General features: G+C 63.3%; 3 protein-coding genes. All 3 read left to right on the forward strand.

Going from position 1 to position 14,468, the window contains the following annotated elements; all coding sequences use genetic code 11:
- Positions 1–10: 10 nt before the first annotated feature.
- The 3 genes from J3P95_RS11870 to J3P95_RS11880 are packed head-to-tail and all read left to right on the forward strand — an operon-like array spanning position 11 to position 14,462.
- Positions 11–9,043 carry an amino acid adenylation domain-containing protein gene (locus J3P95_RS11870; RefSeq protein WP_434577103.1) on the forward strand — a complete coding sequence of 3,011 codons (9,033 nt, stop codon included), beginning with the start codon at positions 11–13 and terminating at the stop codon, positions 9,041–9,043.
- Positions 9,040–12,822: a non-ribosomal peptide synthetase gene (locus tag J3P95_RS11875; protein WP_434563309.1), complete on the forward strand. Its 3,783-nt coding sequence runs from the start codon at positions 9,040–9,042 to the stop codon at positions 12,820–12,822. Before J3P95_RS11870 ends, J3P95_RS11875 begins: the two co-directional genes overlap by 4 nt.
- Positions 12,819–14,462: a cyclic peptide export ABC transporter gene (locus J3P95_RS11880; protein WP_434563311.1), complete on the forward strand. Its 1,644-nt coding sequence runs from the start codon at positions 12,819–12,821 to the stop codon at positions 14,460–14,462. The genes J3P95_RS11875 and J3P95_RS11880 overlap by 4 nt, the downstream gene beginning before the upstream one ends.
- The last annotated feature ends 6 nt before the right edge of the window (positions 14,463–14,468 follow it).

A 14,468-nucleotide genomic window follows, 5' to 3' on the forward strand; every position in this document is an offset into this window, starting at 1 on the left:
GATGAGTACGATGACGCAACAAGCTTTCCTGGAGATTGCGCAGCGGCTGGCATCCTTGCCCGCAGACAAAAAAAAGCTCTTTCGCCAGCGCCTGGCGGAGAAGGGCATCGACAGCTGGCGCCTGCCGATCGTCCCCACCGTACTCGGCGAGGGCGAGCATACGCCGCTGGCGCAGGCACAGCGGCGCTTCCTGTCGGCTGAAGCCCTGAGTAGCCGAGCCCTTTACAATCTGTGCTCGGTGCTGCGTTTTGACGGACGCCTGGACGGCGAGCGTTTGCAACAGGCGATGCAGCAAGTTGTCGACCGCCACCAGACGCTGCGCACTCGCTACACCACGGATGCGGATGGACAGTTGCAGCCTCATTGCGTGCCACAGCACGTGCCTTTGCCTTCTGTCGAGCGGTTGACAATGGCAGCGTCCGAGCATGAGCGATGGTGCGCCGATGAGTACGCCCGCCAACTCGCCGAACCCTTTGACCTGGCGCAGTCGACCCCTTGGCGCTGGCAAGCGTTCAGCGATGCCCAGGAGCAATCCACCTGGCTGTTTTTCACTATCCACCACGTCGCTTATGACGCCTGGTCCGCCCAACAACTCACCCTTGAACTGGCCGAGGTCTATCGGGCGCTCGCCTCGAATGAGCCGGCCGTGCTGCCGGAGCTGAGCATTCAGTACGCCGATTACGCCGCGTGGGAACACGAGTGGCTGGACAGCGACAGCTGCCGGGAGCAGATCGATTTCTGGCGCGACCAATTGGTGGATGCACCGGCGCCGCTGGCATTGCCACTGGACCGGCCGCGCCCTGCGGCCCCGCAACGTCGCCACAGTGGCGCGGTCCTGGCCCGGGAGCTTTCGCCGCAACTGACCGCAGCGGTGGAGGCAGCCATTCGCAACCAGGGGGTGACGCTGTATATTTACGGCCTGACGGCGTTCGCCTGCCTGCTGTCGCGCTACAGCGGCGAGACCGACCTGTGCCTGGGCACCTCGGCAGCCCAACGTGACCGTCCGGAGCTGGCGCCGCTGATCGGCCCGCTGCTCAATACCCTGGTGATCCGCCAGCGCCTGCAAGACAACCCGGACTTCGGCAGCGCCTTGCTGCGCACCCGCGATACGGTCGCGGCCGCGTTCGACCATCAACAGCTACCCTTCGAAAATATCCTGGAAAGCCTTGAGCGTCCGCGTTCAAGCCCGCTGTTCCAGGTCATGTTCGTTCAGGTTGATCTACCCGAAAGTCGCACCCTGGCCTTGCCCGGTGTCGCGGTCGAGGTGCTTGACCCGCCGCAACGTCATGCGCGCTTCGACTTGACGCTGCGCATCGTACGTACTGCAGACGCGCGGCTGCGCTGTGAGCTGGAGTACAGCGACGAGTTATTCGACGCGTCCACAATTGATCAGATGCAGGACGATCTGCTGGCGATTCTCCAGGACGCTTCGCAGCACCCGCAGCGGCGTCTGTCGGAGCTGCAACTGGCTTCTCGACCCAGCGAATTGCGAGGTCCAGCCCTGGATGGGGCCCCGTTGCCGTTGGACCAGCAAGTGCTGCACTGGGCTACGCATACGCCGGCCGCCAAAGCTTTATGCGGCGTGGAGCAGACCATCGATTACGCTACGCTCGGCGTGGCCACTCGATCATTGGCCAAGCGCCTGGCCGGGCAGGGTATTGGCCCTGGGCAAGTGGTCGGGCTGTGCATGCCGCGCTGCGCTGAACAGTTGCTGGCAACGCTGGCCTGTTGGCAGCGCGGCGCGATTTGCCTGTTCCTGGACCCGGCGCAACCGGCCCAGCGACTCGCGCAGCTATTGCAAGACAGCGGCGCGAGCCTGTGGGTGACGTTGGTGCAAGCGCCTGAGACGGGTGTCGGCATCCCGCGCTTGGTGGTAAGCGCGGCCGAATGGTCGGTCGACGCGGGTGTGGGCGAGGCCGAAAGCCTCAGCCAGCCGCAGTTGCCTGCCTACCTGATCTACACCTCGGGCTCGACCGGCCAACCCAAGGGTGTGCTGGTCACCCATGCCAACCTCGCGCATTACGCCAGTGCAATCGGCCAGCGCTTGCAGGCCAGGCCGGGCAGCCGTTGGGCGACGTTGGCGACGGTCGCCGCGGATCTGGGATTGACGTCCGTTTTCGCCGCGCTCGCGGCTGGCGACCCGCTGGTCCTGCCGCCAGCGTCGTTGACCTTCGATCCGCCCGGCTGGGCTGACTTTCTCGATCAGTATCCGGTGGATTGCCTGAAGATCGCGCCTTCGCATTTGCGCGGCTTGCTGGCCTTGGATGATGCCCGACGCGTATTGCCCAGGGAAATATTGATCCTCGGTGGCGAGGGTTTCGATCAGGCCTTGTTCGCCAAGTTGCGCGAGTTGGCGCCGCAGTTGCGCATCTTCAATCACTATGGCCCGTCGGAAACCACCGTCGGCGTGATCTGCGGGGAAATCGACGCGTGCGATGCGCTCGAACCGAGTCAGTATTTGCCGTTGGGTCAGCCGCTGTCCGACTGTGAGTTGCGCATTGTCGATGGCAATGACAAGTCCGTACCGGTCGGTGTCGTCGGTGAGCTGTTGATCGGTGGTCCCCAGGTCGCACAAGGCTACCTGGGTCAGCCTGAGTTGACCGCGCGTGTGTTCGGTTGCACTGCCCAGGGACAGCGCTTTTATCGCAGCGGTGACCGGGTTCGCCTGGATCGTAGCGGGCAGTTGGTATTTCTGGGACGCCAGGACGATCAGGTGAAGATTCGGGGGTTCCGTGTCGAGCCGGGCGAGGTCAGCGCCTGGCTCAACGCCCAGCCTCAGGTGCGTGAAAGTGCGGTGCTCGCCTGCGAGGTGAAAGGGCGCACGCAATTGGTGGCGTATTTCACCCCCGGGATCAGCCCTTCGATGACCAGCGAAGCCTTGGCGATGCTGCAAGCCGAGGCCAAGCGCCAACTGCCGGAACACATGGTGCCTGCCCATTGGGTGGTGCTGGACACCTTGCCGCTGACCGCCAATGGCAAGCTCGACCGGCGTGCATTGCCCGAGCCGGCGACGGATGAGCCGACCGGTGAAGCCGCCGAACAGCCGAGCGGCGCGACCGAACAGCGTCTGGCGCAACTGTGGTGCCAGATTCTTGGTTGCACTCAAGTCGGACGCGGGGACGATTTTTTCGCCCTCGGCGCAGACTCGATTCTCAGCTTGCAATTGATCGGCCTGGCTTCCAGGGAAGGGCTCAAGCTGCAACCGCGCGATGTCTTGCAGCACCCGACGCTGGCGGCCATGGCGCTGTGCATCGACTGCCGCGCCGAGCCCACCTTGCTCGTGGTTCTGACGGCCTTCCGCGAGCTGCTCGGCCAACCCGCGCTGGGAGCGGATGCGGATTTTTTTGCCATGGGCGGCGATTCGATTCTCAGCCTGCAATTGATCGCGCGCTTGCGTCAGGCCAATCTGCGTCTGATGCCTCGACAATTGTTGGAGAACCCCACCCCTCGGCAGTTGGCCAAGGCGCTGACGCCGGTCGTGGCGCCTGTCGTCGCAGCGGTCGAGCCGAGTGAGGTGGCGAAGCAACCACAGCCGCTGTCCCACGCCCAGCAACGGGTGTGGTTCATGCAGCAGCTCGATCCGGCTGAAACCGCCTACAACGTCACCCAGTTGCTGGCCTTGCGCGGCGATCTGGATGTGCCGCGTCTGCAACGTGCCTGTCAGGCACTGGTCGCCCGGCATGATGCGTTGCGTTGCCGCTTCTTCGAAGAGCAAGGGCAAGTCTGGCAGCGCCTGGACGATACGCCCGCGGCGATCTTCAATGTCCACGACATCGGCGGTCTGACCGGGGCGGAGCAGGAGGCGGCTATCGCCAACGCGGCCAGGCGGGTGTTCGACCTCACGCAGGGGCCCTTGCTGGCCATCGATGTGTTTTGTGTCGCACCCGGTGACTACCGCCTGCTGTTCAATGTGCATCACATTGCCGTGGACGGTTGGTCCATGGGACTGCTGGTCGAGGATCTGACGTCGCTCTATCAGGACCGGACGCTGCCTTCGACAAGCGCTCTGCTGCCGTTGATCAACGCGCAGCGGCAACAGCTGGGAGGGGACCACGGCAAGACGCTGTTGGCTTATTGGCGGAAACGCCTGGAAGGCTTGGGCAACGAGCCTCTGGAACTGCCCGGACAACCCACTCGGCCGGAGGTGCAGGCATACACCGGAGCGCGGGACGAGTTCGTTTTGCCCGGTACGCTGAGTGCTGCTGTGGAGGCGCGGGCGAGGGCGTTGGGCGTCACACCGTTCGTGGTGTATTTCGCTGCGTATCAATTGCTGCTCTGGCGTCATGGCGGACGCAGTGACTTCGCCGTCGGCGTTCCAGTGGCCGGACGCGAGTCGGCAGAGAGCCAGGCGCTGGTCGGCCTGTTCGTCAACACGCTGGCGCACCGGGTACAGATCGATGCTCGCCAGAGCCTGCAATCGTTCGTCCAGGCCTTGAACGGCAGACTGAGCGAGGACCTGGCCCATCAAGCGCTGCCGTTCGAGCGGTTGCTGGACGTCCTGGATGTCGAGCGCAGTCTGGATCGCACGCCTGTGTTCCAGACGATGTTCAACTATCAGGTCGATCATCAGGATTCCCGCAGCCTGAAGCTGCCTGGCATCAATGCGCAGGCGTTGGCATTGCCGGGCGGGGTAGTGAGCGCCAAATTTGACTTGACCTTCAACCTGTTCACCCGGGGGCGCGGCGCCGAGGCCAGTGCCCACTTGATCGTCGAATACGCGACGGCGTTGTTGCCTTTGGACACCGTCCAGCGGTTGGTGGAGGATTACGAGGCGTTACTTGCCAGCCTGACGGGTCTCGATCTTCACGCTCGTTTGCTGGAAATCCCGTTGCGTTGCGTTGCGACCGTGGCGACCGCGGGCAAGGTCATGGGCCTGCACGACGAAGCGGATTTCGTAACGCGTTTTGAAGGGCAGGCCGCTGTGCATCCCGAGCGCATCGCCGTGTATTGCGCCAGTCGCCAATTGACTTACGCCGCGCTGGATGCCCAAGCCAACCGCCTGGCTCGCTGGCTGCTAGCCCAGGGTGTCGGGCCTGAATCACTGGTCGCTTTTTGCTTGCCCCGGGATGAACGACTACTAGTGTGCATGCTGGGTATCCAGAAGGCCGGCGCCGCTTACCTGCCCCTCGACACGGCCCATCCGCCTGCTCGCCAGGCGCAGATTCTCAACCGAGCGCAGCCGCACTTGCTGCTCTGCGATTCGCTCGCGACCGATTGGCCTGCCCAGGTGCGCGGGTGCGTGTGGGCGGACCTGCCGCTGGCGCAATTCGCGGCACAGGCTCCGGGGTTGCCGAGAAACCTTGGGCAGTTGGCCTACACCCTCTACACCTCGGGCTCGACCGGCCAACCGAAGGGCGTGCAGATCAGTCGCGGCAACTTCGCCAACTTCCTCCTGGCCATGGAGCAGGCGCTGCCATTGGCAAACGTGCAGCGTTACCTGGCCTTGACCACGGTTACCTTCGACATTTGTGGCCTGGAACTGTGCCTGCCGCTGGTGCGTGGCGGCGCGGTCGTCCTCGCCGACGATGAAGAACGCCAGGATCCGCTGCTGCTCGCGCGCTTGATCGAGCAAAGCAACGTCGACCTGATCCAGGCCACGCCGGCTACCTGGGCGATGTTGCTGCAAGGCAATCGCCAGGTGCTCAAGGGGCGCGTTGCCCTGGCCGGTGGCGAGGCGCTGTCGGCCGAATTGGCGAACGAGCTGAAGCAGTGCGTGGCGCAACTGATCAACGTCTATGGCCCGACCGAGACCACGGTATGGTCGACCCTGGCGCCGATCGATGCGCTGCAATTGCCGGTGGCGCCGATTGGCCGACCGCTGCTCAACACGCGCTGCCATGTCCTCGACGAACACCTGTGCGAAGTGCCTCCAGGCTGCGTGGGTGAACTCTATATCGCCGGCGACGGTCTGGCCCGGGGTTACGCCGGGCAGCCGGGGCTGACCGCCGAGCGCTTCATTGCCGATCCATTCGGTGGCCATGGCAGTCGTTTGTACCGCACCGGCGATCTGGCGCGCTGGCAACCCGACGGGCAGCTGTATTACCTCGGGCGTACCGATGACCAGATCAAGTTGCGTGGGTATCGCATCGAACTGGGAGAAATCGAGGCCGTCCTGCTTAGCCATCCCAACGTTCTGCAAGCGGTCGTGGCCGTGCAAGGCGAGCATCTGACGGCTTTCTGGGTTGCGGAGGCTGAAAACGCACCTGGCGAGGCGGCTGTGCGCGACTATTTGCAGACACGTCTGCCGATCTACATGTTGCCGACGCACCTGCAAGCGCTGGAGCGGCTGCCGCTCAACACTAATGGCAAGGTCGATCGCAAGCAATTGCCACGCCTGCAAGCGGTGACTGACAGTGCACCAGCGACCGAGCGCGCATTGTCGGCCAGCGAGGCCCTGCTGACGCAGATCTGGATTTCGGTGCTGGACGTACGACACGTGCCGGTCGATGGCCATTTCTTCCAGCTGGGCGGGCATTCGCTGATGGCCGCGCAGGTGCGTGGGCGCTTGCGTGAGCAGGGCTTTGACGTGCCACTGCGCTGGCTGTTCGAAACGCCGGTGCTGGCGCAACTGGCGGAGCGAATCGAGGGGGTTGCGGGTCAGCGGGATCTGGAGTCGCTGACGATTCCAGCGGTTGATCAGCGACTCGACCAGCCATTGTCTTCGGCGCAACAACGGGTCTGGTTGATGCAGCAGCTGGATCTGGCCGACAGCAGTTTCAACATGAGCAGCAATGTTCGTTTGCGTGGGCAACTCGACGCCCAGGCCCTGGAACGTTCGCTGCAGCGGTTGGTGAATCGCCATGCGATCCTGCGCACCACCTATCATCAGCGCGGCGGCGAGCTACGCCAGCGGATCCACCCGAAATTGGCGGTGGCCTTGCAAAGCCTGGCATCGAGTGAGCCCCAGTGGCCAGGCGATGCCCGGAACATGGCGCTGCGACCATTCGATCTCGGCAGTGAGGCGCCGCTGCGAGTGGTCCTGTACCGGATTGGCGAACAGGATCATGTGCTGCAGATGGTCATGCATCACATTGCTTCCGATGGCTGGTCCGGCGCGGTGTTGGTCGATGAGCTGATCGAAGGCTACGAGACTTACAGCAGGGGCGTGCTACCGACCCAGCAAGCGTTGCCGATCCAGTATGTCGACTATGCCGTCTGGCAAGGTTCGGCCGCGGTCCAGTTGCGTCAGCGCGAAGGCCTGGATTTCTGGCGTCGGACCCTGGCGGGCGTTCCCGCGCAGGTCCCATTGCCATTCGATTTCCCTCGTCCGGAGCGTGACAGTGGTGCCGGGGCAGCCGTGGATTTTCAACTGTCCGCCGCCACGGTTGGCCGGTTGAAGACCTTCGCCAAGGACAGCGGGACTTCGCCGTTCATGTTGCTGCTGACGTGCTATGCCGCCGTGCTGCAACGCGAGACGCAAGGCCGCGACCTCGTCATCGGCACGGACGTGGCGAACCGCGACCATCCGGCCACCGAGTCGCTGATCGGCTTCTTTGTCAATTTGCTAGCCTTGCGTATTCGCCTGCAACCGGAGTTGAGCTTCCGTGAGCAGGCGCTGCAAGTCCGGGAAGTCTGCCTGCAAGCGTTCGCCTGGCAGGACACGCCGTTCGAACAGGTCGTGGAGTGCCTGGAGCTGCCGCGTGTCGCCAATGTCCATCCGCTGTTGCAGACCTTGTTCGTGCTCGACAACACACCACGTCAGCGGCGCCAGCTGGGCGATCTGCAGGTCGAACCGCTGGCCGGCGAGCAGCACCATTCCAAGTTCGACATGGCCTTGTTTGCCAGCGAAGACGGCGAGTCGATCAGCTTGCGTTGGGTCTACCGCACCAGCCTGTTCCGCCAGTCCACCGTCGAGCGTTTGCGCGAGGCCTTCGAGTCGCTGCTGGAGATGGCCCTCGGCGCGCCGGACAACCCCATCGATACCTTGATTCCGACTGTAAAGGGAGCTGCCGCAATGTCCATGGACAACCCGCTGCAACGCAAAATGAGCAAATTGGGCAAGATGCGCCAGGGCGGATCGGCGGCGACCCGTGAGCCTATCGAGGCCCGGCCGCTGCGAGAGGACTCGACGTTTCCTTTGCTGGTCTCGCTGCGTGACCGTGAGTTGGACCCGGCCATCTGGGCCGAAGCCAACCGCGACAAGGTCGAACACTGGCTGCGCGAGCATGGCGGGATCCTGTTCCGTGGCTTCGATCTGCCAACACCGGCCGATTTCGAGGCATTCTGCCAGGCGCTGTGTCCGCAGCTGTATGGACAGTACGGCGACCTGCCGAAGAAAGAGGGCGGCAAGAACATCTACAAGTCCACGCCGTACCCCAAGGACCGGATGATCCTGTTTCATAACGAAAGCGCGCATCAGCACCGCTGGCCCCGCCGCCAGTGGTTCTACTGCGAGACACCCGCGACGTCCGGTGGCGCGACGCCGATCGTCGACAGCCGCCAGGTCTACCGCGAACTGCCGGCGTGGTTGCAAGCAAACCTGCGGCGCAAACAGCTGATGTACGTGCGCAATTTCAGCACCAGCCTTGACGTCAGTTGGCAGCATTTCTTCCAGACCGAAAATCGGGACGAGGTCGAGCGGATCTGCCGTGAGAGCAACATTGAATTCCAGTGGCGCGGCGCCAACGACCTGCACACCCGCCAGGTTTGCCCGGCGGTGATCTTGCATCCATTGACGGGCGAACAGAGCTTCTTCAACCAGATCCAGCTGTACCACCCGGCGTTTCTCGATGCCGATATCCGCGAGCAGTTCCTGCGTGATGGCGAGGCGGCTATGCCCAGGCAGGTGTTCTACGGTGACGGCTCGGAACTCGAGCCGGCGGCCATCGAAGCCATCAATGCTGCCTATGACCGCTGTGCCGTGCGTTTCGACTGGCAGCAGGGCGATGTGGTCATGCTCGATAACATGCTGGCGGCGCACGCCCGTGATCCGTTCGAGGGCGAGCGCAGGATTGTCGTGGCCATGGGCGAGATCTACGCTCGCCACCAGGTAATGGCTGCCCCGGCGCAGACCGAAGAGAATTCCGCAGAGTTGACCCCATGATGGATCTTGGACTTACGCTTTCACCTCAACAGAAGCAACTGGCCCAGGCCAATCCGCAAGCCTGGCGCTGGGTGCGCATGCGATTGGCAGGGGTACCCGAAGGCATCGTCGAGCAACGGCTGCGCGACGGCTTGGCGCAGCATCAGGCATTGCGCCTGCGCTACGAGCGTCCGCTGGGTGCCACGGGGTTGCGCCAACGGGTTATCGAGCCTCATTCGCTGCAGCTGGACTGGCGCCATGGACGGGTATGCGACGGCCATGCTGCGCAAGGGTGGCTTGAGGAGGCGCAGCGTCGTTGCCACGCGGAAAAACCCGACATCCTGGCCTGGCTGCTCGATGATCACCTGCTGTTGGCGGTCCCGGTCTACTCGTTGGACGAGCGCAGCCTAATCGGCTTGCAGCAGCACTTGCTGGGTTGCGCCGCAGCGCTTGACGACGAGCCCATGCAGTACGCTGACTACGCCGAGTGGATCAATGGCCTGCAATTGGATGAAGACGCTGAGCAGGGCGCGCAGTTCTGGCGCAACCTGGCCTTGCAGGATGTCCCTGGCATGCGCCTGGTCGAACGCTACGGCGTCGCCAGCGGCAGTCACGCGGTTGTCCGCGGGGAACTGCCGCAGACCCTGCCCGCACTGCTGATGGAATTGGCTGATCGTGAAGGCGTGGCGGTGGAGCAACTGGTCTTGGCTGCCTGGGGATCCTTGCTCGGCAGGCTCAACGGACAGCAGCAGGGCCAACTCGGTCTGCAGCACGATCCCCGGGACAACTATGAGGAGTTGTCCGGTGCCTATGGGGTGTTCGAGCAGACCTTGCCGATGGTGGTGCAGATGTCCGAGCACAGCACCCTGATCAATCTGGCCCGGCAATTGGCCCGGCAACTGGAGAGCGCCGTCGACTGGCAGGAATACGTCGGCCAGGCGCAGCTGTTGCCGGAGTGGCGTGCCAGTTTCCAGACCGGGCTGCGTGTCTTGCAGGTGCCACGACTGGATGCGTTGCAGTGGTTGTCTTTCGACACACCGGTCGAATTGCAACTGCAATTGACCCTTGATGTCCATGGCAACGGCGCGTTGGCGCTGGCCTACGATCAGGGTCTGTATCGCGAAGGGCAGGTGCAGGCGCTGCTCCAGCGTCTTATCCATTGGCTCGGCCAACTGATGCAGCATCCCAACGGGCTCATTGACAGCCTTGACGCACGCCTGCCTGAAGAGTTGCTGGCGTCGTCGGCGCGTTCGGCCCTTGAACCGGATCTCGACATCGTTGCGACCTTGCGCCAGCACGCCCGGGCACACCCGGATCGACCGGCGCTGCGTTATGCCGAGCAGATATTTTCCTACGCTGAACTGGATGCCCTGAGTGATCGTGTCGCCGGCAGCCTGGGTCAGGCAGGCGTGGGCCGCGAGCAGGTGGTTGGGCTCTACCTGCCGCGTGGTGCGCAGATGCTGATTGCGATGCTCGCCTGTTTCAAGGCAGGTGCCGCCTATCTGCCGTTGGATCCTCAACAACCACCGCTGCGTCTGGCCGGCATACTCGACGATGCCCAACCGGCGTTGTTGTTGCACCTGGATGACTTGCCACCGCAAACGTCGGTGCAGACCCTGTGCTGGTCGCAGGCGAGCAACGGATCGGCGTTCGATGCGCCGGTCTCCGGCACGGCGCAAGACTTGGCCTACGTGCTCTATACCTCGGGAACCAGCGGCAAACCCAAAGGTGTGCAGATCGAACAGGGGCAATTGCGTCACTACGCCACCCAAGTAACCCGCGCCCTGCAGTTGCCCGAGGGCGGGCATTACGGGTTGGTGTCTTCGTTGCTAGCGGACCTGGGCAATACCGTGCTGTTCCCGGCCTGGCTGCAGGGCGGTTGCGTGCATGTACTCGCACAGTCGACGGTGACCGACGCACAGGCCTTTGCCGAAGAGCTTCGGCGTTACCCGTTGGACGTGCTGAAAATCGTCCCGTCGCACCTCGAAGCCTTGATGGGCGAGCAGGCTGCCGATGTGCTTCCACGTCAAGTCCTGGTGTTGGGCGGCGAGCCGATTGGCGAGGCGCTGCTGACACGTGTGGCACAGGCCGAATCGACCTGCCGTCTTTACAACCACTACGGTCCGACGGAGACCACCGTCGGTGTGTTGTGGCGGGCAATCGATCTGGAGCAAGGCGTGAGCGGTTGCGCGTTGAGCCAGGTGCTGGGTGATAACCGCGTTCATTTGCTCGACGAGCAGCAACGGCCGGTGCCATCCGGTCAGGCTGGTGAGCTATGCATCAGTGGCGCCAGCGTCGGCAGGGGTTATGTAGGCGATGTCGGCGGCGGTGCCTTCGGTGTCGATCCTGCCAGCGGCAAACGCCTGTACCGTACCGGCGACCTGGCCTTGCGCCAGGCCGACGGGGCTTTGCGCATTTTGGGGCGCAACGATCAGCAGGTGAAAATCCGCGGGTTCCGCCTTGAGTTGGCGGAGGTCGAGCAAGCGATGCTGGCTCAGCCTGGCGTCTTGCAGGCCGCTGTGCTGTTGGACGGTGAAGGTGATCACGGGCGGTTGCTGGCCTTTGTGGTTAGCGATGACGCCCACTGGCAAGGAACGGATCAACTGCGCGCCTGCCTGGCTCGCCAGTTGCCGGACTACATGCTGCCCAGCGGTATCTTTGCCTTGAAGGCCATGCCGCTGAACAGCAACGGCAAGCTCGACCGCAAGAGCCTGCTCGAACGCGCCCGGCAACGCTTGCAGCATACCCGCGTGGCGCCAGTTGGCGAGCTGGAGACAGCCGTCCTCGGCATCTGGTGCGATGTGCTGGGCGTTGACGACCTCGGCGTGACCGACAACTTCTTCAACGTCGGCGGACATTCGCTGGCGGCGATCAAAGTGGTGTCGCTGATCCGCGAACAACTGGGCCTCAACCTGCCGACCAACCTGCTGTTCGAACGGCATACGGTGCGCGATCTTGTCCGAGGCCTGGGCGAGGTCGGTGGCGGTCCGTGGAAAGTCCTGAACGATGCCGATCCGCATGCGCCGGCCTTGTTGCTGGTGCATGGCGCGCAAGGGCATCTGCAGGCGTACCAACCGCTGGTCGATAACCTGCGCGGCGAAGTCGCGGTGTTTGGCCTAGCCGCCGTTGAAGACGGCTGGACCCACGGGAATATGGACGCGCTGTTGCGGCAATACGTGGCGAGTATCCCGGCGCAGCTCAAGCAGCGCCCGTTAGTGTTGTTGGGTTGGAGCCTGGCCGCACGCCTGGCCTTGCTGCTGGTGCCGCATCTGCAAGCCAGTGGCTTTAGCGTCGAAGGGCTGGTGGTGCTCGATCACGATGCTCAGCGTAGCCTGGCCGGCGAGGGCGATGAAGCCGGGCAGTTGATCGCCGATTTCGCTTTTTATTGCCGCAGCCACGCGCAGCCGCTCGGCGAGTCGCTAAGGGAGCGGTTGACGGGCCTGTTGGCCGGCCTTGACTATGCCGAGGGTGTCGCCCGGTTGCTCGATGATGAGCAGGTGCGCGCTCACTTGCAGTGGGAGGCAGCCGACGCAGAATTACTGGCGTTGATGGCGCAATATCGCGCGATCAAGACCCGCTTGTACGAGCAGGCCTTGCCGACCGTCGATGTGCCGGTCTGGCTCTGGCGCGGTAATGCCCATGGGGATTTACGAGCGCAGTGGCAACGCCATGCTCGCCAACCTGTCAGCCAGTGGACATTGGACGTGGGGCATCATGAGATGCTCGGCGACCCGCGATTGGTCGAACACCTGCTGCCTTTACTGTTGCAAACCTCTGCCAAGGTGGTGCCGGTCCCATGATGTTATTGAAAGAACTGCTGCATAACGCGCGATGGCGCATTTTCCTCGCGGTGCTGAGCAGTGCCTTGAGCGCGGCCACCAGTATTGGCCTGATCGGCTACATCAACCGCTGCCTGGAGCAAGGCCTGGACGACCTCGGTCGCGGCGTGCTGCTGTTCGGTGGCCTGCTGGTCCTGTTGTTCATCAGCGGTGTCACCTCCCAGTGGTTGCTGGTGCAGATCGGCCATCGCCTGGTGTATCAACTGCGCCTGCGGCTGGTGGGCAAGGTGCTGGGCACCGCGCTGGAACGCATCGAGCGGCTCGGCAGTCCGCGTATCTACAACGCCCTGACCAAGGACGTGACCACTGTCGCCACGGCGTTCAAGCAGTTGCCGATTTCCTTGTACAACGGCTTGCTGCTATTGGCGGGGTTGGTCTACATGGCCTGGTTGAGCCTGCCATTCTTTTTCCTGACGCTGGCAGTGATCGCCGCAGGCGTAGGTCTCGATGTGTTGTTGGGGCGCAAGGTCAAGACCTTGATGCAGGCCGTCCGGCAGCAGGACGACCAGTTGGCCGAGCAGTTCGAAGCCACGATCCAGGGGCGCTGCGAATTGGGCCTGAGCCGGGAGCGCCGGCACTTGCTCTATCAACACAAGCTCGAACCCATCGCGCGCGCTTCGCTGGACGCATCGGTACGCGCCGATACCCTGTGGGCGGTGAACCTCAACTGGACGACACTGCTGGTGTTCATGTTGATCGGCACACTGTTTTTCCTCGGCCAGGGGTTGGGGTTGCTCAACCAGCAGGTGGTGGTCGGCTACGTGTTGGCGATCATGTTCCTGCGCACGCCGATCTCGATGATCCTCGACGCCATTCCCGCGGTCATCCGTGGTCATGTCGCCTTGCAGGCCATCGACGCCCTGGCATTGGGCGAGACGGTGGAGTTCAAGACCCCCGCACAAGCGGCGCAACCTTTCCGCGAACTGCGCCTTTCGGACGTGCGCTACCGCTATGCCGGCAAGAACGACGAGTTTGCGTTTGAGCTGGGCCCGATCGACCTGACGATTCGCCGCGGCGAACTGATTTTCATCGTGGGGGGCAACGGCAGCGGCAAATCGACCCTGGCCAAGCTGCTGACCGGGCTCTACGTGCCAGCATCCGGAGAGGTTTCACTCAATGGTGTAGCGCTTGATGCCAGCACCAGTGAATGGCACCGGGAACATTTCGCCGCCATCTTTGCCGACTTCTACTTGTTCGCTGACGTGCTGGGCGAGGCGGGTGACCATGAAGGGCTTGAGGCTCGAGTGGATCATTATCTTGAGCGCCTCGGATTGGCCCACAAGGTCGAATTTGCCGCCGGAAGGTTGTCGACCACGGCCTTGTCCCAGGGCCAACGCAAACGCCTGGCCTTGCTGTTGCTGATGATGGAAGGTCGTGAAGTGTTCCTGCTCGACGAATGGGCGGCGGACCAGGATCCGGTCTTTCGCCATGTGTTCTACAACGAGCTGTTGCCCGAGCTGAAAGCGGCCGGCAAGACCGTGATCGCCATCACCCACGACGATCGCTATTTCGACGTGGCGGACCGGGTCTATCGGCTCGATTACGGCCACCTCGTCGATTACGACCGGGCCACGGAGAACCCTTTTCAGTTGGTCAAATGATGGGCG

This window comes from Pseudomonas sp. Z5-35, from assembly GCF_051131945.1.
GTDB lineage: Bacteria > Pseudomonadota > Gammaproteobacteria > Pseudomonadales > Pseudomonadaceae > Aquipseudomonas > Aquipseudomonas marvdashtae.